Annotated in this window: 23 protein-coding genes and 1 other annotated feature; of the genes, 1 reads left to right on the forward strand and 22 read right to left on the reverse strand. The window is 42.2% G+C overall.

Annotation, left to right across the window (positions count from 1 at the left end; translation table 11 throughout):
* Positions 1-14: 14 nt before the first annotated feature.
* The 20 genes from BA70_RS08850 to BA70_RS08945 all read right to left on the reverse strand — a co-directional run bounded on the left by BA70_RS08850 (position 15) and on the right by BA70_RS08945 (position 22,483).
* A complete protein-coding gene (locus tag BA70_RS08850; protein WP_034320910.1) occupies positions 15-935 on the reverse strand; it encodes a methyl-accepting chemotaxis protein in 921 nt (306 codons plus the stop codon).
* Positions 936-1,104: 169 nt separating this feature from the next.
* Positions 1,105-3,045, reverse strand: coding sequence for a threonine--tRNA ligase (thrS, locus tag BA70_RS08855; protein ID WP_034320913.1), 1,941 nt, complete (start codon positions 3,043-3,045; stop codon positions 1,105-1,107).
* Positions 3,046-3,090: 45 nt separating this feature from the next.
* Positions 3,091-3,339, reverse strand: a binding site (T-box leader).
* A 43-nt stretch (positions 3,340-3,382) separates the two neighbouring features.
* Positions 3,383-4,252, reverse strand: a complete 870-nt coding sequence (gene ytxC / locus BA70_RS08860; protein ID WP_034320916.1) for a putative sporulation protein YtxC — start codon at positions 4,250-4,252, stop codon at positions 3,383-3,385.
* Positions 4,253-4,312: 60 nt separating this feature from the next.
* Complete coding sequence (locus BA70_RS08865; protein WP_034320919.1) at positions 4,313-4,951, reverse strand: TVP38/TMEM64 family protein; 639 nt, start codon at positions 4,949-4,951, stop codon at positions 4,313-4,315.
* A gap of 33 nt (positions 4,952-4,984) precedes the next feature.
* On the reverse strand, positions 4,985-5,914 hold the full coding sequence (dnaI, locus tag BA70_RS08870; protein ID WP_034320922.1) for a primosomal protein DnaI: 930 nt from the start codon (positions 5,912-5,914) through the stop codon (positions 4,985-4,987).
* Between the two features lie 17 nt (positions 5,915-5,931).
* Positions 5,932-7,356: a replicative helicase loading/DNA remodeling protein DnaB gene (dnaB, locus tag BA70_RS08875; RefSeq protein WP_034320925.1), complete on the reverse strand. Its 1,425-nt coding sequence runs from the start codon at positions 7,354-7,356 to the stop codon at positions 5,932-5,934.
* Between the two features lie 100 nt (positions 7,357-7,456).
* Positions 7,457-7,915 carry a transcriptional regulator NrdR gene (gene nrdR / locus BA70_RS08880; RefSeq protein WP_034320926.1) on the reverse strand — a complete coding sequence of 153 codons (459 nt, stop codon included), beginning with the start codon at positions 7,913-7,915 and terminating at the stop codon, positions 7,457-7,459.
* Positions 7,916-7,919: 4 nt separating this feature from the next.
* Positions 7,920-8,303, reverse strand: coding sequence for a hypothetical protein (locus tag BA70_RS08885; protein ID WP_034320928.1), 384 nt, complete (start codon positions 8,301-8,303; stop codon positions 7,920-7,922).
* Positions 8,304-8,487: 184 nt separating this feature from the next.
* Positions 8,488-8,868: an adenosylmethionine decarboxylase gene (gene speD / locus BA70_RS08890; RefSeq protein ID WP_003216492.1), complete on the reverse strand. Its 381-nt coding sequence runs from the start codon at positions 8,866-8,868 to the stop codon at positions 8,488-8,490.
* A 235-nt stretch (positions 8,869-9,103) separates the two neighbouring features.
* Positions 9,104-10,126 carry a glyceraldehyde-3-phosphate dehydrogenase gene (locus BA70_RS08895; protein ID WP_034320930.1) on the reverse strand — a complete coding sequence of 341 codons (1,023 nt, stop codon included), beginning with the start codon at positions 10,124-10,126 and terminating at the stop codon, positions 9,104-9,106.
* 172 nt (positions 10,127-10,298) lie between these two features.
* Positions 10,299-10,904 carry a dephospho-CoA kinase gene (gene coaE / locus BA70_RS08900; protein WP_034320932.1) on the reverse strand — a complete coding sequence of 202 codons (606 nt, stop codon included), beginning with the start codon at positions 10,902-10,904 and terminating at the stop codon, positions 10,299-10,301.
* 13 nt (positions 10,905-10,917) lie between these two features.
* On the reverse strand, positions 10,918-11,550 hold the full coding sequence (gene ytaF / locus BA70_RS08905) for a sporulation membrane protein YtaF (RefSeq protein WP_034320935.1): 633 nt from the start codon (positions 11,548-11,550) through the stop codon (positions 10,918-10,920).
* A 178-nt stretch (positions 11,551-11,728) separates the two neighbouring features.
* On the reverse strand, positions 11,729-12,562 hold the full coding sequence (gene mutM, locus BA70_RS08910; protein WP_034320937.1) for a DNA-formamidopyrimidine glycosylase: 834 nt from the start codon (positions 12,560-12,562) through the stop codon (positions 11,729-11,731).
* Positions 12,563-12,588: 26 nt separating this feature from the next.
* Positions 12,589-15,225, reverse strand: a complete 2,637-nt coding sequence (gene polA, locus BA70_RS08915; protein WP_034320940.1) for a DNA polymerase I — start codon at positions 15,223-15,225, stop codon at positions 12,589-12,591.
* A 255-nt stretch (positions 15,226-15,480) separates the two neighbouring features.
* Positions 15,481-17,223, reverse strand: coding sequence for a two-component system histidine kinase PnpS (gene pnpS, locus BA70_RS08920; RefSeq protein WP_034320943.1), 1,743 nt, complete (start codon positions 17,221-17,223; stop codon positions 15,481-15,483).
* Positions 17,216-17,944, reverse strand: a complete 729-nt coding sequence (locus tag BA70_RS08925) for a response regulator transcription factor (protein WP_034320946.1) — start codon at positions 17,942-17,944, stop codon at positions 17,216-17,218. The genes pnpS and BA70_RS08925 overlap by 8 nt, the downstream gene beginning before the upstream one ends.
* Positions 17,945-18,132: 188 nt before the next feature.
* Complete coding sequence (mdh, locus tag BA70_RS08930; RefSeq protein WP_034320949.1) at positions 18,133-19,071, reverse strand: malate dehydrogenase; 939 nt, start codon at positions 19,069-19,071, stop codon at positions 18,133-18,135.
* Between the two features lie 34 nt (positions 19,072-19,105).
* Entirely contained in the window at positions 19,106-20,377 is a 1,272-nt protein-coding gene (icd, locus tag BA70_RS08935) for an NADP-dependent isocitrate dehydrogenase (RefSeq protein WP_034320952.1), read from the reverse strand.
* Between the two features lie 147 nt (positions 20,378-20,524).
* Positions 20,525-21,643, reverse strand: a complete 1,119-nt coding sequence (citZ, locus tag BA70_RS08940; protein ID WP_008346063.1) for a citrate synthase — start codon at positions 21,641-21,643, stop codon at positions 20,525-20,527.
* A gap of 375 nt (positions 21,644-22,018) precedes the next feature.
* A complete protein-coding gene (locus BA70_RS08945) occupies positions 22,019-22,483 on the reverse strand; it encodes a DUF441 domain-containing protein (RefSeq protein ID WP_034320955.1) in 465 nt (154 codons plus the stop codon).
* A 100-nt stretch (positions 22,484-22,583) separates the two neighbouring features.
* On the opposite strand from BA70_RS08945, the gene ytvI reads away from it, so the two are divergent.
* Complete coding sequence (gene ytvI / locus BA70_RS08950; protein WP_034320958.1) at positions 22,584-23,702, forward strand: sporulation integral membrane protein YtvI; 1,119 nt, start codon at positions 22,584-22,586, stop codon at positions 23,700-23,702.
* 24 nt (positions 23,703-23,726) lie between these two features.
* On the opposite strand, the gene BA70_RS08955 is transcribed toward ytvI, so the two are convergent.
* Together BA70_RS08955 and pyk are read right to left on the reverse strand one after the other, a co-directional pair.
* On the reverse strand, positions 23,727-24,113 hold the full coding sequence (locus BA70_RS08955; RefSeq protein ID WP_034320960.1) for an FxsA family protein: 387 nt from the start codon (positions 24,111-24,113) through the stop codon (positions 23,727-23,729).
* 99 nt (positions 24,114-24,212) lie between these two features.
* Positions 24,213-25,973 (reverse strand): pyruvate kinase, encoded by a 1,761-nt coding sequence (gene pyk / locus BA70_RS08960; RefSeq protein WP_034320963.1) that lies wholly within the window; start codon positions 25,971-25,973, stop codon positions 24,213-24,215.
* Positions 25,974-25,995 lie beyond the last annotated feature (22 nt).

The raw sequence follows: 25,995 nt of genomic DNA on the forward strand, positions 1-25,995 counted from the left end.
TTTTGTATCCTCAGCTAAACAATTGCTGCTAGGCTTTGCGCTTGCCTGTCTAAGCTGCGGGCAGCTTCTCCCACATTGATGAATTCTTCGCTTGCCTGCTTCACAAGATCCCGGTTTGAAAACACACTTGTCTTCGCCCGGCTCGTTCCGCTGCTGACCTTTTCTACTTCTGCATGAATCGCCTTCACATATTGATCCACCTTTACGATCGCTTGTTTTGAATCTGTCGCAAGCTTTCGAATTTCTGTCGCTACGACACTAAAACCATTTCCATAGGAACCCGCATGTGCAGCTTCTATCGCCGCATTTAATGCGAGCAGCTGCGTTTGTGAGGCAATGCTGTTAATGGTCGTAGCAATTGAGCTGATGGACTCTACCTGCTCTGATAACCCCTCTAGTAAGCTCATGTTTTGATCTGTTTCATTGGCGATATGGTCAAAGGATGCATTGACACTTTGACTATGCTGAATGCCAATTTCTGCTCGTTCCATTAATTTTGCAGACATCACCTTCAAATCTTCTACGACCTGCTTCATTGTATTTTCTCTCTCTGTAATATCTGTTGCCACTTTCACGACAGCCACTACGTTCCCCTCTTCATTACGAACAGGTGTATACGTCGCTTCAAGCCATAAGCTGTCACCGTACTTGGTGATCCGCTGCACTTTTTCCTGAAAGATTTGCCCCTCCTTCAAACGCTTCCAAAACATTTGATAGCTGGCGTGTTCTGCAATATGCGGTGGGCAAAACTGTCTATGCTTTAGACCGACCATCTCTTCCTTAGAATATCTCATAGCTTTTGCAAAAATTTCGTTGACCCACAGCACTTCACCTGTGACATCAAATTCAATCATTGCAAGTGAGTCCTCCAATGCACGAAGAACAGCTGATTGCTCCAATACTTGTGATGATACAGTGTTTGTTGTTTGAATCATCGCTTTTCATTCCCCCAATTTGTCTCTAACTAATAGTACATACTTACCCATACTTTCGTACTATCTAAACGTATCATTCAAGAAATGGGATCACCAGTGGAGAATTTTTTCCCTAAAGAAAAAGCCAGTGATCTCAAGGGTGAGATCACTGGCTGCTTAAATAAAATAATTATTTTTTCGCTTCTGCTACTGCATGTTTCACAAAAGCTTCAAGATCCATTGTTTCTGAATCTTGTTCACCGTATTTTCTTACATTAACAGCGCCATTTTCTGCTTCTTGATCCCCAACGACTAGCATGTACGGAATCTTTTGCATTTGCGCTTCTCTAATTTTGTACCCAATTTTCTCATCACGGCTATCAAGCTCTACACGTAAGCCTTCAAGCTGCAAGCGTTCTTGCACTTTTTTCGCATAGTCTAGATGAACAGATGGTGAAACCGGGATGATTTGGAATTGTACAGGTGCCAGCCATGTTGGAAGGGCTCCTTTGTATTCTTCAATTAAGAAGGCAACGAAGCGCTCCATTGTAGAGACGACCCCTCTATGAATAACGACTGGACGATGGTGCTTTCCATCTTCTCCGATATATGTGAGATCGAAGCGCTCTGGAAGTAAGAAGTCAAGCTGCACAGTGGACAGCGTCTCTTCTTTTCCAAGAGCTGTCTTCACTTGTACGTCAAGCTTCGGTCCATAAAATGCCGCTTCGCCTTCTGCTTCATAGTAGTCATGACCAAGCTCGTCCATTGCATCTTTCAGCATCGACTGTGCTTTATTCCACATCGCATCATCGTCGAAATACTTCTCTGTATCCTCTGGATCACGGTAAGATAGTCGGAATGTGTAGTCATTTAATCCGAAGTCTTGGTACACTTCTTCAATTAAGCGAACTGTACGAATGAACTCGTCTTTGATTTGATCTGGACGAACAAAGATATGTGCATCGTTTAATGTCATGCCGCGAACACGTTGCAGGCCAGATAAGGCACCCGACATTTCATAGCGATGCATTGTACCAAGCTCTGCAATACGAATTGGCAATTCACGATAGCTATGCGGTTCATTTTTGTAAATCATCATATGGTGCGGACAGTTCATTGGACGAAGGACAAGATCTTCGTTGTCCATTTCCATCACTGGGAACATATCTTCTTGATAATGCGCCCAGTGGCCTGATGTTTTATACAATTCTACATTCGCAAGAACTGGTGTATACACATGCTCATAACCAAGACGCACTTCTTTATCGACAATGTAACGCTCAATCACGCGGCGGATCGTTGCCCCTTTTGGCAGCCAAAGCGGAAGACCTTGACCAACCTTTTGAGAGTTGGCAAACAGTTTCAGCTCTTTTCCAAGTTTACGGTGATCGCGTTCTTTTGCTTCTTCAAGCAGGCGTAAGTGTTCGTTTAAATCTTCTTTATTGAAGAAAGCAGTCCCATAAATACGCTGAAGCATTTGATTGTTGCTGTCGCCTCTCCAGTATGCACCTGCAAGGCTTAACAGCTTGAACTCTTTGATTTTCCCTGTAGACGGCAAGTGAATCCCGCGGCACAGGTCAAAGAATTCACCCTGCTCATAAATCGTGACAGCTTCGCCTTCTGGAATCGCCTCTAATAGCTCAAGCTTCAATTCATCACCAATCGCTTCAAAGCGTTTTTTCGCTTCTTCTCTTGATACTTCAATGCGCTCAATCGGCAGATTACTGTTAATGATTTTTTTCATTTCTTTTTCAATCTTTGATAAGTCTTCAGGTGTAATGGCAACATCGATGTCAACATCGTAGTAGAACCCATTTTCGATCACAGGACCTACGCCAAACTGGACGTGATGCTCTTTTCCATAAATACGTTTAATCGCCTGCGCTAGTAAATGCGCTGTGCTGTGGCGCATAATATCGAGTGCTTCATCACTTTTATCTGTGATGATCTCGATTGTTCCACTTTCTAATAGCGGCGTACGCAGATCTATTTCTTTGCCGTTCAATTTACCGGCAAGTGCTTTTTTCTTTAGGCCCGGGCTAATTGATGCCGCGATGTCTTCTGTTGTTGCTGTTTTGTCAAACTCCTTGACTGCTCCATCTGGAAATGTAAGTTGAATTTGTTCTGACATCTCTGGTCACTCCTTTTTTTGGCAATATAAAAACCCCGCCCCCTGGAAAGGGACGAGGTTGAATAAACGGAATCGTGGTTCCACCCTTTTTCCCGTATTTGCAGCTTGCTTTTTCATAAGCAAATACGGCTTGTGGTTCGATAACGGGAATTCCCGTCAGCTATTACTAAACAAGTTCACAGCTGATGTTCAAAGGTGGTAAAGCAAATGGTCCTCTGCTAGGAAGCTTTCAGCCGCGGCTTCCCTCTCTTTAAGCGGGTGTTCATTTGTTCATGTCCTTATCAATACGGTCTCTGTATGAAGTTACACCGTATTATAAAACGTTTTTTCGTGAAAATCAAGAAAGCTTTTCACTTTTCTTTTCCAAATGATCATGAACAAATTGAACATTTTGTTCATTAAACGAATGAGGTGGGAACACCTCGACCCTTTCTTGAAAAATATTTTGAATGGTTTGCACCATCGAGTGACCTGTGTCATTTGTAAACAGGTCAATCTTTTGCGGAGCAATGGAAACAAGCGGTGCAATCAGCTGCGAATCAATATACATTGGATGCTCTCTTACAAACTGTCTGTCTATGTATTGTTTTTGATCACGCTCAGAAGCGTAGCGAAATTCCCAAATCACCAGGCGATCCTGATGCACAACATGTACTTTTTCAAGCTTGGGCTTTCTTGCCATCACATAGTCTCGAAGTGATTGAATAAAGTTTTGATATTCTTGTTCCATTTTGTATTCTTCAATGGACACTTCAACATAATTCTTCAGCCTTCGATCATACTCTGATAGCCTAAATGTCATAAATGAACCAATTGAAAAAATACCTTGCTGTAAAGAGATCGTCTCAAGCTCCTTTTTTAACAGGGCTTCTCTTGGTGGATCTTGATGAATCCCGGGAATATCATCTATATCCCCTTTCATGATGCTATGGGCGATTGAAAGAATTTGGTGCTGCTCTTCAGGATCTTTAAATAAGTATGTGTTTTCAAGGATGCTGCGCATGCGCTCATTTTCTTTGCATTCCAAAAAAAAGTGAACCAGTAATGGCCGCACGAAGTGCTCAAGTGATTCATCTGATTCCTTCGCCTCTATGAGAAGTCGGTCTTTCCCTTGTTGAATTGACATGTGATGCCGACTGTCCAAGTGTTCAGCAAGATGTAAAAAAGCGGCGGTATCATATTCATCTTCAAAGATTATTTCAAGCATGTTTGTCCCCCCTAACGACATCTGTTACATATATATGGGGAGAACATAAAAAATAGACGCCTAAAATAAATCAGGCATCTTTCTTTTTAAAATCAGTGGAACTGAGATAAAGATCAAATATATCAAACAAACAATTGCTAAGGCGGCATAATTGCCGCTAACAAAGCTTGACCCGAGGACATTTAACGCAACCGTACCCGGTATTAAGCCTATAAAGGTCGCCGCCGCAAATGCACGATATTGAGCATGTGAGGCTGCTGCCGCATAGCTGACAAAATCAAAATGAATAGGCGCAATACGCAATAACAAAATATAAAGAAACCCATGCTCCTGAATCCGGGACGTCACCGCTTTCAGCTTCCGGCTGCTTGCATTCGTTTCATTCTTCTTTGAACGGAAGGTTGAAGTAAGCCAAAAAGAGCCTGTTGCGCCAGCTGTAGCACCGACGAGGGCATAAATGGTCCCAAGGACACTGCCGAATGCCAAACCTGCTGCTAGCGAGAATACAGTAAGCGGGACAAGGACAAACGGACGAAAAAGTGATAAGAAAAGAAAAACAAAGGGAGCCAGCATCCCAAATTGAAGTATCCAATTCTTCACATCTTTCGGCGCCAGCTGAAGATGATGTTTATTCAGCCACCATAGCGTAGCAACGAGAATGCCAATCACGAGAAAAAGCAGCCATTTTCTTTTGTTCATCTCATCCGCTCCTCCTTCATGTGACGTACGCTTTTATAAATGACGGCGATTTTCTCCTTCAAGCATGACTGGCTCTGCTAAATAGATAATCCGTTCCATTAAACGAGCTGCTTTGACCTCTTCTTTTTCTCCGCGCTGCGAGTACGTAAAGTGATGCTTTAGTTCACTCGGTGAGAAATTAGAAGAGAAGAAAGTCGGTAGCTGTTCAGCCATACGATACTGTAAGATCGTTCCTAGCAGTTCATCTCGTACCCAACTTGTCATCGACTCTGCCCCAATATCATCAAGCATTAAGATAGGCGTTGATTTGACCATATTCAGTTTCTCTTCCAGTGTATGATCGGCTAACGAATTTTTTAGCTCTCTCACAAATTCAGGCACGTATACAAGGAGAGATGGGTATTCTTTTTCCGCTAGCTGCTGCGCAATCGCTGCTAGAATAAACGTTTTGCCTACCCCAAACTTTCCGTGTAAATACAAGCCTTTTCCTTTACCAGTCTCATCATAGCTTTGCAGGAATTGGCCTACTTTTTGGATGACTTCTTGTCTTCCCGTGACGGTCAGATCAGCGAACGTCGCTTGAAGAACATTCTGCGGAATGTACATGCTTTTCATGAGCTCTTGCTGTTTTTTCTGTCTATCGAGGCGCAACTTGACTGGACAAGGGGAATATTCAATATCAATACTCTGACCTTTGATCACAAGCTTCGGATGATACCCATCTAAAATGGCATTTACGTTCTCTTCCTCTAAGCAGTAAGAGCAACCCTTCGATTGCTGAACATATTCAAAGAGCCGATTCAAGCTGCGATTAATCATGTCTTCTTGTATCTCTTCTTGATGCTCCTTTAAAAAGGCTTTTACATCTTCATCAGCTAACACACTTTCTTTGATCTGATTGTATCTCACGCGAAAATCTACTCGTCCCTTTAGCTGTTCAAATGAACGACCAATCGGTTTCATCTTCATCTCACCTCACATTAATGTGCATTGTACTTTTTCATATTTTTAAACTGATCTAACAGTTTTTCTTTTTCTCGTTCAAGATCCTCTGTAGACAGATTGTCCGCTTGTTCTTTTGCCGGCTGATCTTTCGTTTCAGTTTCTTTCATCCAGTCAGGCAGTTTTTCCTCGCGGACGACTTTTCCTGATCCATATGTGCTTCGCTGCTTTTTCTGCTGCGCCCATTCTGTCATTTGCCTGTTCTCTTCTTTGGCCATTTTCATCGCAGCCGCAACGGTTTTGATTTTCTTTCTCACCCAATGGGCGGCGATTTTTTGCATATACGTTTTGGACAGCTTCATATCTGTTTTCAGCAATGTATAGTAGATCAGAACATTCATGACACCTGGCTCTAGCTGCTGCTCGAGCATGATATCTTCGACAATTCTTAAGTCGGCATACGTTGGCTCAATGCCATCTGCCATATCTTTTAGAAGCTCCCTGGGCGAAATATGGTCTAGCTTTTCAATCAATTTGGCATCAGGTGTATCTGCCGTCGGCGGCTTTGAGGCATCGTGACGTAAATGTCTTGGCTGTTTTTGATCAATCAGTTTCGGCTGTTCGCCTCTGTATTCAATTTGATACCAGTCTCTTGCTGCTTTTCTTAGCTCTTCTGTCGAGATCATTTGATCCGAGCCACAGGCGCCAGCTACAATATTTTGCATTTGCAGCGGGGTGATGCCGTATACAACAGCTAACTTCTTAATCGTCTCTTTCACCTGCTTTGTCAAAGCCTTTCTTGGAATCATCATGTCAGACATGCCCGCTAACAACAGATCAAAATCAAAAGATTCGTCTGAGAGCGGCGCCGGCTGACTAGATCCAACCGTCACATATTCATAGCCCTGGTCAAGCGATGACGCCTGATTGATTTCTTCTGTCATCTTGCGTTCGCCTGGTTGCAATACGTGAAAGACTTCTTCAAACGAACGTGAAATGTTCTTCGCTTCTGCAGGGACACCTGGATAAGAGAAATAATCACGAAGCTGCATATATTTTGCTTTTTCTACACGATGGTACAAAAGAACATTCAGCATACCGTCTTGGAAAAACTCATCAGGCCTTAGCGGCGGCACGAGCTCATATGTAAACAGTCTACCCTCTTCCGTTTCCTGTTCATATGTGCGGAGTAAGCCGATCGCTTCAAGTTTTAAACGTTCCTCAAAAATATCATTTAAATTCGTTTGCAGCATGACCATGAGCTGCCGATGAGGTGCGGGCTTTCCCCACATACGATTTTGTTCTAGCTCTCCCCACAACGTCATGTATAAGCTGAAAGCGGACATGCCAATTAGCGGCTGATATAAAAGAGTGATGAGCTGTCTATCGATGTCACCGAGCAATGAAGCGCTTTTGACGACATACGGATCGACGGCTAGCACTTCCTTCCAATGCTCTGTCATATGCTGATCCTCCCCTGAATACGATTGTTTCCATTGTACACTCTTTTTGCGTTTTACGCTTTACGCAGGAAAAAGAGCATGAAGAATCTTCAGCTCTTTTTTAACGTTCTTTCTTTAATAAATCTTTTAATTCGTCAATAAATACATTGATGTCTTTAAACTGCCGGTAAACCGAAGCAAACCTGACGTAAGACACTTCATCAATTTTCGCCAGCTCGTCCATCACCATTTCACCGACAAGCTCACTTTTCACTTCTGACATGCCTTGATTACGCAATTCTTTTTCGATGTTAAAGCAGACATCTTCCAGCTGTTTTAAAGCGACAGGACGCTTTTCACACGCTTTGATGAGTCCCCTCAGCATCTTTTCCCGGCTGAATTCTTCTCGTATACCTTCTTTTTTCACTACAATAAGCGGTAATTCTTCTAATTTTTCAAACGTCGTAAAGCGATATTGGCAGCTTTCGCACTCTCTTCTACGACGGATGGCTTTCCCTTCATCTACTGGTCTTGAATCAAGCACCCTTGTGCCAAGGTGCTGACATGTGGGACATTTCATTTCATCAGCTCCGATCTATTCTTGGAAGTTGTTTGTCTAGTTCTTCATAAAGGGACAAAACGGTCTTTTGACTGTAGCCAAAATCTGTTGGCAGGGCCGTTTCTGTTGTCACGTTAAAATCGACAGCTGTTTCAAAAGGACGAATTGAAATGACAGTCGCCACGAGAAAGGCTTTTTTCGGCATTCGTATGTTTGCGCTGATTTCACCTCGTTCTGCTGAAACAGATGTCACTTGATAGAAATCGTTTGAAAGAAGGGCTTCCACCGCTTGAAAAACTTGTACATTTGTCGATTTGTAGTAACGGCTTTTCAGCTCTGACACCGGATGATGGTCAGATGTTTCCGTATAGTTTGAAATCAACCGTTTGAACTTTTGTCCTAAAGTCATACACATATCCCCTTTGCCTTTAAGCCTCTTCTTTATTTTATAAAAAAAACCTTTGTTTTCCTAGAACAAAAGTAAAGACAAGTTAGGGAATGTTCGATGTTGTATATGAAACAAATATAAAAAGGAGCATAACACAAAGGCATTCAATGCTTTTGGCCAGCTCCCATTGCAATCTTTTTTATGTTTACAGTGCTTTGGCTTGTGCCTGTTTCACTTGTACAGGTCCCATGCCTCGAGGAATTTCGATGTTCTCTCTTGTTTCAGCACCTAGTTCATCTCCGATATGATCTGCTGCGATATTCGGATCTAGGTCGCCGCAAGTATAGACATCTATGCTCGCATAACCATGTTCAGGAAAGCTGTGAATTGTCAGATGAGATTCAGAAATAATGACAACTCCACTTACTCCTTGAGGTGCAAATTTGTGAAAAGCAACCTCTCTTACCTCAGCTCCTGATTTCAAAGCTGCATTTACAAACGTTTTTTCAATAAAATCCATGTCGTTCAGTTTATCACAGTCGCATCCCCATAGCTCGGAGATAACGTGACGTCCGATTGTTTCCATCATGGACCCCCCTTTAAACAAGAATGAAAGAGTGAAGTTCTAAGCAGCCGGACCGGACATATACCACGGGGGAAAGTTAGTCCTAAGAGGTCCTAACCCTTTAAGTATACCCGAATGAGTCTGCGAACAAGAAGTTCACGAAAAATAGTATACTTTGTTTAGACCCATTTTGCAAGCTGTGTTTTTAGTGGGATTTTCTCTCATTTCTTGAAAAGGGACGTTCGTCTTCTTCATTTCAAACAGCAGAAAGCTCTTTCATCTTTGAGCCAACAAACTTCACAAGATCCACCACTCTGCATGAATAGCCCCATTCATTGTCATACCATGCAAGGACTTTTACTTTTCTATCTTCCATCACCATCGTTGTGAGTCCATCAACGACAGCTGAATATGGATTTGTGTTAAAGTCAGTGGAGACAAGCGGTTCATCCGTGTAATCTAAAATGCCGGCAAGAGATGTTTTTGATGCATTTGAGAAGGCAGCATTTACCTCTTCTACTGTCACATCTTTTTTCAAGTCGACCACAAGATCAACCATCGACACATTTGAGACTGGTACGCGAAGCGCAAGCCCATGCAATTTCCCTTTCATATGAGGCAGCACTAAAGAAAGCGCTTTAGCGGCACCCGTCGTAGTTGGAATGATGGACTGGGCACACGCTCTTGCCCGGCGCAGATCCTTATGCGGGTTGTCGATATTTTTTTGATCATTTGTATAAGCATGAACCGTTGTCATTAAGCCATTGTCGATGCCAAATTCATCATCTAACAGCTTGACAACTGGAGCTAAGCAGTTTGTTGTACAAGAAGCGTTTGAAATAATGACGTGCTTTTCAGGATCAAGATCATCCTCATTGACACCCATCACAATCGTAATGTCTTCATTTTTACCTGGAGCTGTTAAAACGACTTTTTTCGCTCCGGCATCTATATGGCTCATCGCTTGATCTTTTGAATTAAATTTACCCGTTGCTTCTATGACGATATCAATCCCAAGCTCTCCCCATGGAAGCTGCTTTGGGTCTCTGTTATTGAGCAAAAGTACTGTTTTTCCATTCACAATCAAAGCGTCATCTTCTGCTGTCACATCGCATTCGTAACGTCCATGATTTGTATCATATTTAATTAAATGTGCTAGCGTTTCGGCAGGATAGCTTGCGTTAACCGCTACAATTTGAATTTGATCGTCAAGCATTGCTTTTCTGAAGACCATGCGTCCAATTCTGCCAAACCCATTGATCGCTGCTTTTACCTTCATGAACAGGTCACTCCTCTATTATGTGTTATACTCAATAAATTTATTTATGAAATTAGTATATCACATTAGAATGTAATTGCCAGTATATAAACGTATATTTTCTAAAAAGGGCTGTTCTTTTCAAAGGAAATAAGAAAAAAGCATAAAAAAAGAAGAGTACGTGTATGTACTCTTACTTATCTGTATGTTCCCATTCGTTTAATATGTTCTGCAATTGTTTTCTCATAAAAGCGAGATCTTTTGTGTTTTCTATCACGCGGTCTGCTTTTTGACATTTCTCCTCAAGAGGCTGCTGAGAATGAATACGATTCAGCGCTTCTTCCTCGCTGAGGTCGTTTCGACTCATGAGCCGCGATAGCTGCAATTCAGGCGTTGTATATACGACAATGATACGGTCGACGAGACTCTCCAGCTGACTCTCGAATAAAAGCGGGATATCAAGCACAACGAATGTTTCTTGGTGATTGATCCCTTCATCTCGCTGCTTGAGCATTTCCTTTCTAACCTCAGGATGAACGATGGCATTGAGCTGCTTTCTTTTCTCTTCTTCAGAAAAAATGAGCGCTCCCAGCTGCTGCCGGTTCAATTCTCCATTTGGCAGGAGGACATCCTCACCGAAAGTTTGAACGATTTGACGAAGAGCTGGTGTTCCTTTAGCAACGGCTTCTTTTGCGATGACATCTGCATCCACCACCCGGATGCCCTGCTCTTTTATCATCTGCGAGACTGTGCTTTTTCCACTAGCAATCCCGCCTGTTAATCCAATGACGAGCGTCAATTGATTTCCTCCTTTACAGCTTCCAAACCCCAATTAAAATGAGCAAAAGCCCTGGTAAGCATGCGAGCTTATCAATCCAGCGCCAATTTGCCAAGTAATGTCCGGAGCGCAGCCCGATACACACAAAGAGTGAACTCATCACTGCTACCGTGATACTCATCACAATTGGAGAAAACCCTAGAATCGCTGCACCAATCCCTGCACCAAATGCATCGATGGATAAAGCAATCCCAAGAAGCACTGCTTCCATTCCATTGATCGTCCCAGATCGGTCAATATCTGCACTTGTAGGCTTTCGCAAAATTTGGATGACAAGCCCAAGAGATTGCACTTCTACATTAAGCAACGTTTTTTCATGAAGGAGCAAGTCACGCTCTTTCGTTGGTTTGTAAAATTGATACAAAACCCAAAGTCCAATGGCAATCAAAATACCTCCACCAAGTTTATCTGTCACTGAGACAGGGAGGAATGTCGTAAGCAGGCTGCCAATTAGCATGGAAATGAGCAGCACAATCCCTGAACAGCATGCAATTATGACAATGGCTTTAAATGGAATCCTCATTTTGCGAAGACCATACGTAAAGCCCACAGAAAAGCTGTCGATACTGACTGCAATAGCTAAAAACAGAAGCGAAAACGAAATCATACCTGAACTCTTCCTTTCTGTTCATGCAACGATGATCAAGAGTCTCTGGGCGGCCGTCCTAAGACTCTTCTTCACTATATGAAGAGCAGGTGGGCTGTGTGTCAGTCTACACCTTGCTGAAAAATGAATGTTTTTTATCGTATGCATAGCAAAAAGGAAGCATGCTGATGGCTGACCTTTATTGAGGACGTTTTTGGCAGGTCACACAAAAATGAGTACCTCGCCCTCCAACAACCGTTTTCTCAATGATACTTCCGCATGTTTGGCAAGGCTCTCCCCGCCGGTCATATACAAGAAGCTGCAATTGAAATGTTCCAATATCTCCTTGTGAATTAATATATGAACGAATCGTGCTTCCTCCCGCATCTACCGCCACTTGAAGAGTGTCAATAATATGTTTGTGAAGCACTTTGGAAGATTCCAGGCTTAGCTGATTTGCTTTTGTTTCTGGATGAACCCCTGATTTAAAAAGGACTTCATCCACATAAATATTACCAAGTCCCACGACAATCTTTTGATCGAGTAACGCTGTTTTGACCACGCGGGATGTTTTTTTCAATTGCTCCCATAAATACTCCGGAGTGAACTGTTCAGAAAAAGGTTCATATCCAAGCTGTGAGAGCGGGAGTTCTTTTTCCTCTTCACCTGGCTGAAATAGATGCATTGTGCCAAATTTACGCACATCATGGTACCGAAGCTCGGTACCATCTGTAAACGTAAAGACGACGTGTACGTGTTTATCATAAGGCTCATCTGCTTCATGTACGCGGTATTTTCCTTCCATCCTTAAATGGGAGACCATCACGTAGTGGTCTAAATGAAAGAGTAAGAACTTCCCTCTTCTTTCAATGGTTTGTATGGTTTCTCCTACCATCCTTCTTGCGAACTCTTCCGGTTCCCCAGGACGTTTGATGATGTTTGGCCATTTGATATCGACCGTTTCAATCGTTTTTCCTTTGACTAACCGCTTAAGAGTGCGCCGGACGGTTTCGACTTCTGGTAATTCCGGCATGCTCCTCGCTCCTTTTCTCTCTCTATTTATTTTGCATCGTACCAAGATGGGCCTGAAGCAAAATCAACTTTTAGCGGCACATCAAGCTGAAGTGCGTTTTCCATGACTTCAGGGACAATTTTTTCTAGTATGGCGATTTCTTCTTTCGGCGCTTCGAAGATCAGTTCATCGTGTACCTGCAATAAAAGATTTGCCTGCAAGTTCTCTTCTTTTAGCTTTCGCGCCATATCAATCATTGCTTTTTTAATAATATCTGCGGCACTGCCTTGAATCGGTGTGTTCATCGCCGTTCTTTCTGCAAAGCTTTTGATATTAAAATTACGGCTTGTGATATCCGGGATATATCGTCTGCGTTTAAGAAGTGTCGTGACGTAGCCTTTTTGTTTTGCTTCCTGCACGATCTCTTCCATATATGTTTTCACGCCTTTAAAGCTTGTTAAATAGCGTTCAATAAATGCCGCTGCTTCTTTTCTTGTAATCCCAAGGTTTTGAGAAAGTCCATAGTCACTAATTCCGTAAACGATTCCGAAGTTCACAGCCTTGGCCTGTCTTCTCATAGAGGAAGTTACTTCTTCTTTTGATACATGGAACACATCCATTGCTGTTTTTGTATGAATATCCATATCTTGCGTAAAGGCTTCGATCAAGTTCTCATCTTGAGAAATATGAGCAAGCACACGCAGCTCGATTTGAGAATAGTCAGCTGCAAACATGAGCCACCCTTCTTTTGATGGAACGAACGCTTGACGAATCTTCCGGCCTTCCTCTAAACGAATCGGGATATTTTGAAGGTTTGGATCCGTTGAGCTTAGCCTTCCTGTTTGCGTGAGCGCCTGATTAAATCTTGTATGAACTTTATGGGTATCCTTGCGCGTTACTTTCATTAAGCCTTCGACATAGGTAGATTGCAGCTTTCCAATTTGGCGGTAATGCAGAATCGACCGAATAATTTCGTGCTTGTCTTCAAGTTTTTCAAGAACATCCGCAGACGTGGAGTAGCCTGTTTTGGTCTTCTTCATAATTGGCAGACCTAATTTTTCAAATAAAATCACACCAAGCTGTTTAGGAGAATTGATGTTAAACGTTTCTCCCGCTAAGCGGTGAATGGTTTCTTCATATTCATTGAGCTTTTCCGTCAATTCTTCACGCATCTTCTCTAGGCGCTCAATATCCACCTTTACCCCAAGAGATTCCATTTCACCCAAGATGAGCGCAAGCGGCAGCTCTAAATCTTCATACAGTTCATGCTGATCATTTTTTTCTAACGCTTCAAGTGTTAGATCATGCAAGGCAGAGATCGCCGCTGCTTTCCGTCCAAGATGATCTTTTAGCTCATCTTCAGGTGGAATTGCCTGCTTTGCTCCTTTTCCGTACACTTTTTCATCAGAAAGGGCAATATTCAGACCATACTCCTTTGCTACACTAGCTACGTCCTCGTATGATTTCTGCGGGTTGACGACATATGAAGCGAGCAAGACATCGTAATCGACACCTTTTAGATCAACATCATGCCATCTGAGGGCGACAACTGCTCTTTTTGAATCAAAGACCCATTTTTTCTTCGTTTCATCCTGTGCCCATTGTTTAAACGCTTCTGATGCAAGTGCATTTTCTTTTGTGATAAAAAACGCACCGTTTTCATTATGGATTGCAAAACCGATCAATTCCGCTTCGTGATAATTATCTCCTAGCTGTTCTACCACAAGCGCAGCATGATCTGTCAGCATATCATCTGTTACATCTGTCATCTTTTTCACTTCTAACGCTTCTACTTCGACCTGTTCTGTTTCTGGTGCTTCTCCTAGACGCTCTAGCAGCGTTTGAAAGCCTAGCTCTTTATAAAGGGAAATCACTTGATCCATATGAGGTCCTTTATAAGCGAGATCTTTGCTCGACACATCAAGTGGTGCTTCTATATGAATTGTCGCCAGCTTTTTACTCATCACCGCTTGTTCTTTATATTCTTCAAGCTTTTCTTTTAGCTTTTTGCCACTGACCTCGTCAATATGTTCAAGCAAGTTTTCAACCGTTTCAAACTGCTTTAACAATTTAATCGCTGTTTTTTCACCCACACCAGGCACCCCTGGGATATTATCTGAGGAATCTCCCATTAGCCCTTTCATATCGATGATTTGATCTGGGCGCAGGCCATATTTTTCTTCAATATGAGCCGGAGTGTAGTATTCTACTTCTGTGATGCCTTTTTTCGTAATAGCCACCGTCGTATGATCAGTTGAAAGCTGCGTTAAATCTTTATCTCCTGAGAAGATTTTGACTTCAAAGCCGTCTTTTTCTGCCTCCACAGCTAATGTACCGATAATATCATCTGCCTCATATTGAGGAAGCTCGTACCTTTTCACGTGATAGGCATCTAATAGTTCACGAATGAACGGCATTTGTTCTGATAGCTCTGGCGGCGTTTTTTGTCTTCCACCTTTATATTCTTTAAATGTCTCGTGGCGGAACGTTGTTTTCCCCGCATCAAAAGCGACGAGCATATGGGTTGGCTTCTCGTCCTCCAGCATCTTCATTAGGATCATCGCAAAGCCATAAATGGCATTTGTATGTACGCCTTTATCATTGGATAATAGCGGCAAAGCAAAAAAGGCTCGATAAGCGAGACTGTTTCCATCCACTAGTACTAATTTCTTTTTGTCTGTCATGTTTTTAATCCTCCATCGACTGAGCCATCTCAGCCGTCTCTTTCACACATTGTATGTTCATTTTATCAAAGTTTATTTTGAAAAGAAAATAGACGAGCCTGCATAAAAAAAGGGACGAAAACAACAAGTGTTTTCGTCCTTCCAAAATTGGCTCCTTGGATGAAGGGGTTCCTATTCATCCTACCAATGATTGATTAACAAAACATGAATTCATTGTAAAGATCATGTAAATTTTAACGCGACTTTCCTTTTTCTCTATTTCGATTTCAGACTCACCGTAAAAGTCGTCCCTTTGCCTTGTTTGCTGTGGACGGAAATCGTCCCTTCATGCGCTTCGACAAGGTGTTTGACAATGGCAAGCCCAAGCCCTGTACCGCCTGAATTTCTACTCCTATCTCTATCAATTCGATAAAATCTCTCAAATATTCTTGGAATCTCCCTTTTTTTCATGCCGATTCCTGTATCTGCTACATCAAATTCATAACTGCCTTTCCGCGGTCTTGCCGAGATTGTGACACTTCCTCCCTCCGGTGTATAGGTGAGCGCATTGTTCACGAGATTGAGAAAGATTTGCTTTAATCTCAGCGGGTCAGCCATGACATAGACCGGTTCTTTCGGGACACGCACTAGTAATTGAATGCCTTTCTCTGCGGCCTTTTGTTTTAATAGCACTTCAATCTCCTGAATGATTTCTGTCGCATTGGCTTCTTGTATGTTCAGCTTAAACTGTTGTTGTTCAATTTTAGACAGATCAAGTAAGTCTTGAATGAGTGTTTCTAAACGGATACTTTCTTTTAAGATGATCGAAAGGAATTCCGTCAGCGCTTCTTTGTCATCAATCGCTCCATCAAGAAGGGTTTCGGAAAACCCTTTAATCGACGTAATCGGTGTCTTTAATTCATGGGAGACGTTGGCGACAAAATCTTTTCGCATCTGTTCTAGCTGCTTTGTTTCTGTCACATCATGGAACACAAGGACAATCCCTTTCCATTCATCGTCTGTACTTAAGATTGGGACGCCATCGACTTGGAAGTAACGTCGTTCGATCTCAACGGCTAGACGTAAAAACTTCCGCACCTTGGTTTCTGTCATAAAAATTTCGTCAATTAGCTCAATAATCTCTTCATGTGTGAAGGCTTCATGGTACAGCTTGTGCATGTAAATATGTTTTTGCACCTTAAATTGCTTGCGGAAAGTTCGATTGACCAGGTTGATATAACCCATTTTATCAATCAAAATAATGCCCGCTCCGATGTTTTCAATGACCGTTTGCAGGCGATCTCGCTGCATTTCACCAGCGCTTGTCATTTCTTGAAGGCTTTCTGCCAGGCGCTTCATCGATGTATTGAGCTCACTTGTTTCTATGATCAACTCTTCATAGTTATGGGTATCATAGTTCCCGCGTTCAAGCTGTTTGGCTACCTTTGTCGCATAATCAATCGGCTTCACATACTTCATCGACATGCGGTAGCCAAAGAAGACGATGATAATGATAGCCGAGCCAAGACAAAAGGCTAATGCAAGCCACAGCTGGCCGTCAATTTCATTTAAAGGCTGGTATGAAGCATGGAGAAATAAATATCCCGCTGGTTCGTTTTGTTTCATGATAGGGACTGCATAATGAAATAGCGCATCCTTCTCATCATCAATGACCGCTCCTTTTGTTTGGAGGCGTTCATTTTTCAGCGTGTTTTGGATGATGGCTCTTTGTTCTGCTTGACCCGTTGTATGTATGATATTCCCCTTCAGGTCCACAATCGACGCATTCATATCAAGATGCTGCTTTGCCTGTTTGAGAATCTCCTTGTTTTGCTTCGCCTTCAGATCCTCACCATTCATTGAAGAAAGGAGAAAGCTTGATTCCTTTTCCATTCGTTCCGTTAATTTTGTTTCATAGAAAACATGAAACATGTGATCCAGGAAAAGGCCAAGTGCAACAAACACAATAAAAAGGAGAAAGATGAGCCCCGAAAACAGGCGGGTCCTAATTTTACTCATTTGGCTTTGGCTCCTCCAATTTGTAGCCTAAGCCGCGAATGGTTTTAATATATGTTGGTTTTTTCGTATTTTTTTCAATTTTGTCTCGCAAGTGGCTGATATGAACATCCACAATACGTGTATCTCCTGCAAAGTCATAATTCCAAACGGCACTTAACAATAGATCACGCGTGAGAACACGGCCTTTATGCTTGGCCAAATAAAGCAGCAGTTCAAATTCCTTTGGCGTGAGCTCTAGACGTTCTTCTTGGAAATAGACTTCGTAATGTTCAGGTAAAATGCGGAGTTCACCAATTTTGATTTGGTCCGCAATGATCTCTTCCTTCTCCTCTTGTGAAGGGACAGGCTGAGATTGCTGCGCTCGTCTTAAAATGGCTTTTACTCGAGCACCAACTTCTCTAGGACTAAATGGCTTTGTCATGTAATCATCGGCTCCAAGTTCAAGGCCGAGCACCTTATCAAATTCATCGTCCTTTGCTGTCAGCATTAAAATAGGGAACATCATTTTTTGAATTCTCAGTTGTTTGCACACTTCAATGCCGTCCATCTTCGGAAGCATTAAATCTAATACAATGAGATCAGGCTGTTCACTTGCTGCTTTCTCAAGCGCTTCTTCCCCATCTCTTGCTGTGACGACATCATAGCCCGCCCTTTCAAGGTTATAGCTTAGAAGTGTTACAATCGATTCTTCATCATCCACAACTAATATTTTTTTATTCATGTTGTGCCTCCAATTAGTGATTTCCCCAGCATCCGGTTTTTTGTATCTTATGTGAAAAGCGAGAAGTCATGCTTTCTCTTTCATTTTAACGAAAGCTTAACAAGAGGACAATTTAAAATTTCGACAAGTTTTGTTTTGTAAACAAAAAGAAGCCCCCCTATTAAGAGAAGCCTTCTTTTTGATTCATATTAAGACAATACTTTCATGACGTTCTTAACAGATTCAACAGAACGGTCAAGCTGACTTCTTTCTTCTTCTGTCAGCTCAAGCTCAATGATCTGCTCAAGGCCGTTTCCACCTACGATTGTTGGAACACCAAGGTAAATGCCTTCGTAGCCATATTCACCTTCAAGGTATGCAATCGTTGGCATGACGCGGCGCTGATCTTTTAAGATCGCCTCAACCATTTCAACTAGTGAAGCAGCAGGAGCATAATACGCACTACCGTTACCTAATAGGTTGACGATTTCGCCGCCGCCTTTTCTTGTTCTTTCAACAATCGCATCAATTCGATCTTTTGGAATCAATGTTTCAAGCGGAATACCACCTGCATAAGAGTAGCGAACAAGCGGAACCATGTCATCGCCATGTCCACCAAGTACAAAGCCCGTCACATCTTTGACAGATAGATTTAATTCTTGAGCAACGAACGTACGGAAACGTGCTGTATCAAGAATGCCCGATTGTCCAATGACTTTTTCTTTTGGTAATCCTGATTCTTTATAAACTGCATATGTCATTGCATCAACAGGGTTTGTTAAGACAACAATGATCGCTTCTGGAGAATATTTAACAATTTCGCGTGTCACACTGCGCATGATTTTTTCATTTGTTGACACGAGGTCGTCACGGCTCATTCCCGGCTTTCTTGCAATTCCTGCCGTAATGACCACGACATCTGAACCGGCTGTATCTTCGTAGTTAGAAGTTCCTGTAATGTTCGCATCGAAGCCTTGAACAGGGCTAGCTTCCAGCATATCAAGTGCTTTCCCTTTTGTTGGGTTCTCAAGCTGAGGAATATCGACTAATACGACATCCGCTAATTCTTTTTGAGCCGTTAGAAATGCTGTAGTTGCTCCAGTAAAGCCTGCACCGATGACAGATACTTTTTTACGCTTGTTTGCCATTTCCTTTTTCCCCTTTAACTTTAAAGTTTAAGAATCAAGACAAGTTTTTGATGAGCTCGTCAGCAAACTCAGAACATTTCACTTCTGTTGCGCCATCCATTAATCTAGCAAAATCGTATGTGACGACTTTTGATTCGATTGTTTTTTCAACAGATTGAATCACTAGATCCGCTGCTTCCTGCCAGCCAAGGTGCTCAAGTAAAAGCACGCCTGATAGTAGAACAGAAGATGGGTTCACTTTATCAAGACCAGCATATTTCGGAGCTGTTCCGTGAGTCGCTTCAAAAATAGCGTGTCCTGTTTCGTAGTTGATGTTCGCACCTGGTGCGATACCAATTCCACCAACTTGTGCTGCAAGTGCATCAGAGATGTAGTCTCCATTCAAGTTCATTGTTGCAACAACATCAAACTCAGCTGGACGAGTTAGGATTTGTTGAAGGAAAATATCTGCAATGCTGTCTTTGACAATGATTTTGCCAGCAGCTTCTGCTTCACTTTGCGCTTTGTTTGCCGCATCTTTTCCATCTTTTTCTACAATACGATCATATTGTGCCCATGTAAAGACTTTGTCACCAAACTCTTTTTCAGCCACTTCGTAGCCCCAGTTTTTGAAGGCACCTTCTGTAAATTTCATGATGTTTCCTTTGTGAACAAGCGTCACAGATTTACGGCCTTGGTCAATTGCATATTGGATGGCTGCTCTGACAAGACGAGATGTTCCTTCTTCAGAAACTGGCTTGATCCCGATACCTGAAGTTTCTGGGAAACGGATTTTGTTCACACCTAATTCGTTTTTCAAGAAGTCGATTAACTTCTTCACTTCGTCTGATCCTTTTGCATACTCGATTCCTGCATAGATATCTTCAGTGTTCTCACGGAAGATGACCATGTCTGTGTCTTCTGGACGTTTCACAGGAGATGGTACGCCTTGGAACCAGCGAACTGGACGTAAGCATGTGAATAAATCAAGCTCTTGTCTAAGTGCCACGTTTAATGAACGGATTCCTCCACCAATTGGTGTTGTAAGTGGTCCTTTAATGGCAATTAAGTATTCACGAATGTCTTCAAGCGTTTGCTCAGGAAGCCACTCTCCAGTTTTATTGTAAGCTTTTTCACCTGCATATACTTCTTTCCAAGTGATTTGCTTTTCACCTTTATATGCTTTTTCTACAGCTGCTTCAAGAACTCTTGATGCTGCTTTCCAAATGTCAGGACCGATTCCGTCCCCTTCAATAAACGGGATAATTGGATTATTTGGTACATTCAATACGCCGCCAGTAACTGTAATTTTTTCGCCTTGTGACAATGATATTACCTCCCAGGTTATGTAGTGAATATTTGAAACTTCTTGGCTTGATGTCTGCAAGCGAAGAAGTTTTTCACATGATTCGTTTTTTGTTGATGTGGAGGCTGATTGGTTTATTTGGATCAGCCTCCGCTTATTCTATAAACATTAGTCTCTTTCACTGATCGGAACAAACGTTTGAAGATCAGGTCCAATGTAGTCAGCTCTTGGACGGATAAGACGGTTGTTGTCATATTGCTCTAAAATGTGAGCAATCCATCCAGAGAATCGGCTGATCACGAAAATTGGTGTAAACAAGTCATGATCAATACCAAGACTGTGATATACAGATGCAGAATAAAAATCAACATTCGGTGGAAGATTTTTCTCTGATGTCACGATTTCCTCTGCGCGAACAGACATTTCATACCATTTCGGCTCGCCAGTGAGGTTTGTTAAACGCTGGCTCATTTCTTTTAGATGCTTTGCACGCGGGTCACCTTGGCGGTATACACGGTGGCCAAAGCCCATAATTTTTTCTTTCTTCTCTAGCTTACCATGAATATAGGAATCTACGTTTTCGACCTCGCCAATTTCTGAAAGCATCTTCATAACACCTTCATTGGCGCCTCCATGAAGCGGCCCTTTAAGCGCGCCGATGGCTGCTGTTACACCAGAGTAGATATCTGATAGTGTAGCAACACATACACGTGCTGTAAATGTCGACGCATTTAATTCATGATCTGCATGTAGAATGAGTGCCTTATCAATTGCCTCAATTTCTACTGGAGATGGTTCTTCGCCGTTTAGCATATACAAGAAGTTCGCAGCATAGCTGTATTCTTCTTTTGGCTGTACAGGCTCAAGCCCCTTTCGAATGCGTGAGAACGCAGCGACAAGACCAGAAATTTTCGCCTGTAATCGAATGGCTTTTCTGTAATTCGCTTCTTTGTCCATAATCTCTGATTCGTCATCGAGTAAACCTAGCAAGGATACCGCTGTACGAATCGCAGACATTGGATGAACCCCATCCAGCGAATAAGATTTAAAGTGCTCAATGATTTCTTGCGGAATGTGAGCATTTTCATTGAGCTGCTGTTTTAATTCACTCAACTCCTGCTCATTCGGCAGCTTTAAGTGCCATAACAGGTAGACAATTTCTTCGAATGTAGCTTTTTCAGTTAAATCATCGATATTGTACCCTACGTAAGTAAGAGTATCATCAATAATTGAGCTTACGGATGAAGTTGTTGCCACAATACCTTCTAGACCTCTTGTTGCTGTCATGTTCAATCTCCCCTTTTTAAAAAGATTCCCCTTCGTTGCAGAATTCTCGCTTTTTGAAAGCGCTATCCAATCCGAATATGGTGGCAGGTTCAGAAAAGAAAATGCTTACATTTACCTATACGGTTAGAGCGCTTTTAGCCTCATATCTCTTGTGTGATCAATGAGTTCAAAATTAAGCCTATTCCCATTATAAACAATAATCAGACATTTGTTAAATGTTTAACTATAATTTTTTTTGATAAATTTTTTTCCAGCCTTCCGTGTAGGGCATGGAATAAAGGGATTTTGCTTCTTTTAATATATTTAATTATGTTTTATTGCAAAAGCTCACGCAAGAAAAAAATAAAAAAGAAAGTGGCATGAGCCACTCTCTTTTCATCCGCTGAAAAATTTCACAGCTTGCATCGCCAAATAGGCAATTCCTGCACCGATCAGCGGGCCAACAGCCACACCTTTAAATAAACTGACGGCCAAAATCGTGCCGAACACAAGCGCTGCCGTAATATGCGGATCATTTTCGAGTAGTACAATGCCGTTTTTTGCAATAAGTGCTACTAATATACCCGCTCCAAGTGCAATCCAAGCATAGGAAGATTTCACCGCTTCTCCAAGCTGCTTAAATCCAATGTCACCTGTTGCGATCGGCACAAGCACAGCAATTGTAATGACGGTAACCCCCCAATTGATGCCTTTAGATTGCAGAACCGGGAAAATTTTTTGATCCAGGCCAATGAGCTTAATCCCAATCAGCACAGAAACCGCTAAAATTAACGAATTGTTCTTCGCAATAAGTGCAATAACGAGTAAAAGAACCAAAAATAAATTTGCTTGAGTAAACATACGCCGCCCCTTCCTTTCTTTTTATTGCGACCTTTTCATATTACTAATCTTTTTGAATAAAATGAAGTATCGGACATGCTTGTTTTTTGGAGGGGATTTTGTGAATCACACCTATGTGGCTATTTTTCTGCGAAGTTTGATGATGATCAGCATTGCCGTGTTTGCGGTTGTCTTTTTATATCAGTCTTTTCCGTTTTTATATCCTTTTTGGATCGCACTTGTTGTGTCCTGTTTGATTCATCCTGCCGTCTGCAAAATAGAAGGGATCACCGGGATGCCAAGAGGGTTTGTCGTAGTTATTGTTCTATTGCTCTTTTTAGTGGCTGCTGCCGGCTTAATGACGCTTTTAGTAGCGGAAATCATTTCAGGAAGTGCTTATTTAGCAAAGGTATTGCCTGGTCACCTTGATCAAATGATCAGTATTGTGGAACAGTTTTTCACAAATAAAATTTTGCCTTTATATCATGATTTGACTGCCCAATTTAATACGCTTCAAGCAGGACAAAAGGAATCGATTTTGGGACAAATTCAAGCACTTGGCGACGAAGCAGCCGCGAAAATCGGGACTTTTCTTTCAAAAACACTCGAACTCATTCCAGCTTTTTTGGGTCTTTTGCCTGATGTAGCAGCAACGCTTTTATTTTCCGCACTCGCGACTTTTTTTATCACAAAAGATTGGTTTACTTTAAAAAAATATGGTTCACGTATCTTTCCCGCAAAGTGGATGCAGCATACACGCGCCATTTTATCTGAAATCAAAAAAGCGATTACTGGCTTTATGAAAGCTCAGCTTCTGCTTGTTGCCATGACCATCGGCATCGTGCTCATTGGGCTGATCATCTTAAAGGTCGATCATGCCCTTGTCATCGCATTATGTATTGGGCTTGTTGATTTACTTCCTTACATCGGTAGCGGAACTGTTTTTCTCCCTTGGATTATTTACTCCGCCATGACAGGCAATCTTTCACTTGCCATCGGACTGGGCATTTTGTATATTGTCGTGTTAATTCAAAGACAAGTATCAGAGCCGAAAGTCTTAAGTAAATCCATTGGGCTTAATCCTTTAGCAACCCTTGTGGCGCTATTTGTCGGTTTAAAATGGTTTGGTTTTCTCGGACTTGCCCTTGGTCCTGCTTCTCTTGTCGTATGGCAGGCATTTCGTAATGCAGGTGTTTTTAGGGAAATCTATCAGTACATTAGGTATGGCATGCAAAAGTAAAAGAGACCTCATCTGAAGGTCTCTTTAGCGAATAATGGTATAGCGTTTCCGGTTTGACAAGTTTCTAAGCCAGCGTTCAAAGAGCGGCTTGATTCGTTTTCTCGTCATCGGAATGAGCAGCAAGGCTCCAATGAGATCCGATAAAAAGCCTGGAATGAGCAGCAGCAAACCGCCAATGAGAATGCAAAAGCCATCTACAATGGTTGACCCTGGCATCTTGCCATATTGTAAATCTCGCTGCACTTTTTGAAATGCTTCAATTCCTTGCTTTCTCGCAAAATAAGCACCTAGTGCACTCGTGAGCACGATGATGAGCATCGTTGGTAAAATGCCAATAATTTTACTTGAGATTAAAAACAAACTAATTTCCACTGCAGGGAACAGAATCAATAATAGTAGAAAATATTTCAACCATATCACCTCATGGGGTATCTTTCATCGAAAGCTGTTTACTTTTTTTAGTGTAACATAAAAAAAGAGAGGAGTCAGACAACTCCCCTCGTGTGTGATTTAAAGGACGCTTGCACGGCCTTTGTAGATCGCTCCGCGTGCTGGATCTACTGTAATCTCTTCGCCTTCTTTTAGAAGTGTTGTTGCGCTGTCAAGACCAACAATCACTGGAATGCCAAGGCTGAGTCCGACGACTGCTGCATGGCTTGTTAAACCGCCTTCTTCTGTGATAAGAGCAGATGCTTTCTCTAAAGCGCCCATCATATCACGGTCTGTGCAGTTCGCTACAAGAATTGCACCATCGTACATTTTTTCGTCTGCTTCTTTTCCGCTTTGTGCAATGACAACCGGTCCAAATGCAGATTTACGGCCAATTCCTTGACCCTTCGCAATGATGTCACCGACAACATATACTTTCATTAAGTTCGTTGTACCTGCTTCACCAACTGGCACACCTGCTGTAATCACAATCAAGTCGCCATGTCTTACATAGCCAGTTTCAATTGACTTCTCTACTGCATTCTCAAGCATTTCATCTGTAGAGTTCGTATTTGATCCACTCTTAGCAAATACGCCGAATACAAGAGATAGCTTTCTAGCCACTGATTCGTTTGCTGTTACCGCTACGATTGGTGCTTTTGGTCTATATTTTGAAATCATTCTCGCTGTATGACCACTTTCAGTAGGTGTCACAATCGCTGCCACATCAAGCTTCATGGCTGTATGCGCAACAGATTGACCGATGGCATCTGTAATACTGACTTCTACTTCTTCGCTTCTGCGAGAAAGAATCGCTTTATAGTTTAGTGCTTCCTCTGAACGTGATGCAATGTTATGCATCGTTTGCACAGCTTCAACTGGGTATGTCCCTGCTGCTGTTTCGCCAGAAAGCATAATCGCATCTGTGCCGTCAAAAATAGCATTTGCCACGTCACTTGCTTCCGCACGAGTTGGACGCGGGTTACGCTGCATGCTGTCAAGCATTTGAGTAGCTGTGATGACTGGCTTGCCTAAACGGTTACATTTTTTGATCAGCATTTTTTGAACAAGCGGTACTTCTTCTGCTGGGATCTCTACACCAAGGTCTCCACGTGCAACCATCAGACCGTCTGATACCTCAAGGATCTCATCGATGTTATCAACGCCCTCTTGGTTTTCAATCTTAGGAATGATTTGAATGTCAGCCGCATTATTTTTCTCAAGAAGCTCACGAATTTCAAGAACATCAGAAGCTCGTCTTACAAAAGAAGCTGCGATGAAATCGACGCCTTGTTCAATTCCGAACAGAATATCATTGGCATCTTTTTCTGTAATACCTGGCAGGTTTACACTCACACCTGGTACGTTTACGCCTTTTTTGTTTTTGAGCGTGCCAGTATTCATAACTTTCGTGACGATTTCTTTGCGGTCCTTGTTGAGTTCTTTGACCTCTAAACCAATGAGACCATCATCTAATAGAATGGTTGAGCCCACTTCTATATCATGAATTAAATCTTCGTATGTCACACTAATTCTTTCCGTATTCCCTACAATGTCTTCCATACTCACGATGAGATCAGAACCAGCTACTAGCTCAATCGAGCCGTTTTCAACTGTACGTGTACGGATCTCTGGACCTTTTGTATCAAGAAGGATCGCAATGTCCTTGCCTAAAGTTTTACCTGCTTTACGAATGTTTTCGATGCGTGCACCATGCTCTTCAAAATCTCCATGAGAGAAGTTAAGTCTGGCTACATTCATTCCTGCTTCAATCAATTCAGTCAGCGTTTCAATGCTTTCACTTGCTGGACCGATTGTACAAACGATTTTTGTCTTTCTCATTACTGTTCCTCCTAAGGTCTTC

The sequence above is a fragment of the Bacillus zhangzhouensis genome (genome assembly GCF_000715205.1).
Taxonomy (GTDB): Bacteria; Bacillota; Bacilli; order Bacillales; family Bacillaceae; genus Bacillus; species Bacillus zhangzhouensis.

Coding starts and splice junctions, on each gene's coding strand:
- ytaF (WP_034320935.1), bottom strand. CDS start 11,550: ATGATTTCGTTTTCGCTTCTGTTTTTAGCTATTGCAGTCAGTATCGAC.
- mutM (WP_034320937.1), bottom strand. CDS start 12,562: ATGCCGGAATTACCAGAAGTCGAAACCGTCCGGCGCACTCTTAAGCGG.
- nrdR (WP_034320926.1), bottom strand. CDS start 7,915: ATGAAATGTCCCACATGTCAGCACCTTGGCACAAGGGTGCTTGATTCA.
- thrS (WP_034320913.1), bottom strand. CDS start 3,045: ATGTCAGAACAAATTCAACTTACATTTCCAGATGGAGCAGTCAAGGAG.
- BA70_RS08925 (WP_034320946.1), bottom strand. CDS start 17,944: ATGAATAAAAAAATATTAGTTGTGGATGATGAAGAATCGATTGTAACA.
- pnpS (WP_034320943.1), bottom strand. CDS start 17,223: ATGAGTAAAATTAGGACCCGCCTGTTTTCGGGGCTCATCTTTCTCCTT.
- BA70_RS08945 (WP_034320955.1), bottom strand. CDS start 22,483: ATGTTTACTCAAGCAAATTTATTTTTGGTTCTTTTACTCGTTATTGCA.
- BA70_RS08895 (WP_034320930.1), bottom strand. CDS start 10,126: ATGAAGGTAAAAGCAGCGATCAATGGGTTTGGCAGAATTGGACGCATG.
- mdh (WP_034320949.1), bottom strand. CDS start 19,071: ATGGCAAACAAGCGTAAAAAAGTATCTGTCATCGGTGCAGGCTTTACT.
- BA70_RS08850 (WP_034320910.1), bottom strand. CDS start 935: ATGATTCAAACAACAAACACTGTATCATCACAAGTATTGGAGCAATCA.
- citZ (WP_008346063.1), bottom strand. CDS start 21,643: ATGACAGCAACAAGAGGTCTAGAAGGTATTGTGGCAACAACTTCATCC.
- polA (WP_034320940.1), bottom strand. CDS start 15,225: ATGACAGACAAAAAGAAATTAGTACTAGTGGATGGAAACAGTCTCGCT.
- pyk (WP_034320963.1), bottom strand. CDS start 25,973: ATGAGAAAGACAAAAATCGTTTGTACAATCGGTCCAGCAAGTGAAAGC.
- ytxC (WP_034320916.1), bottom strand. CDS start 4,252: ATGCTTGAAATAATCTTTGAAGATGAATATGATACCGCCGCTTTTTTA.
- speD (WP_003216492.1), bottom strand. CDS start 8,868: ATGGAAACAATCGGACGTCACGTTATCTCCGAGCTATGGGGATGCGAC.
- BA70_RS08885 (WP_034320928.1), bottom strand. CDS start 8,303: ATGACTTTAGGACAAAAGTTCAAACGGTTGATTTCAAACTATACGGAA.
- BA70_RS08865 (WP_034320919.1), bottom strand. CDS start 4,951: ATGAACAAAAGAAAATGGCTGCTTTTTCTCGTGATTGGCATTCTCGTT.
- dnaB (WP_034320925.1), bottom strand. CDS start 7,356: ATGACAGAGCATTGGAAGGAAGTGCTAGCCGTCGATCCGTATGTCGTC.
- dnaI (WP_034320922.1), bottom strand. CDS start 5,914: ATGAAACCGATTGGTCGTTCATTTGAACAGCTAAAGGGACGAGTAGAT.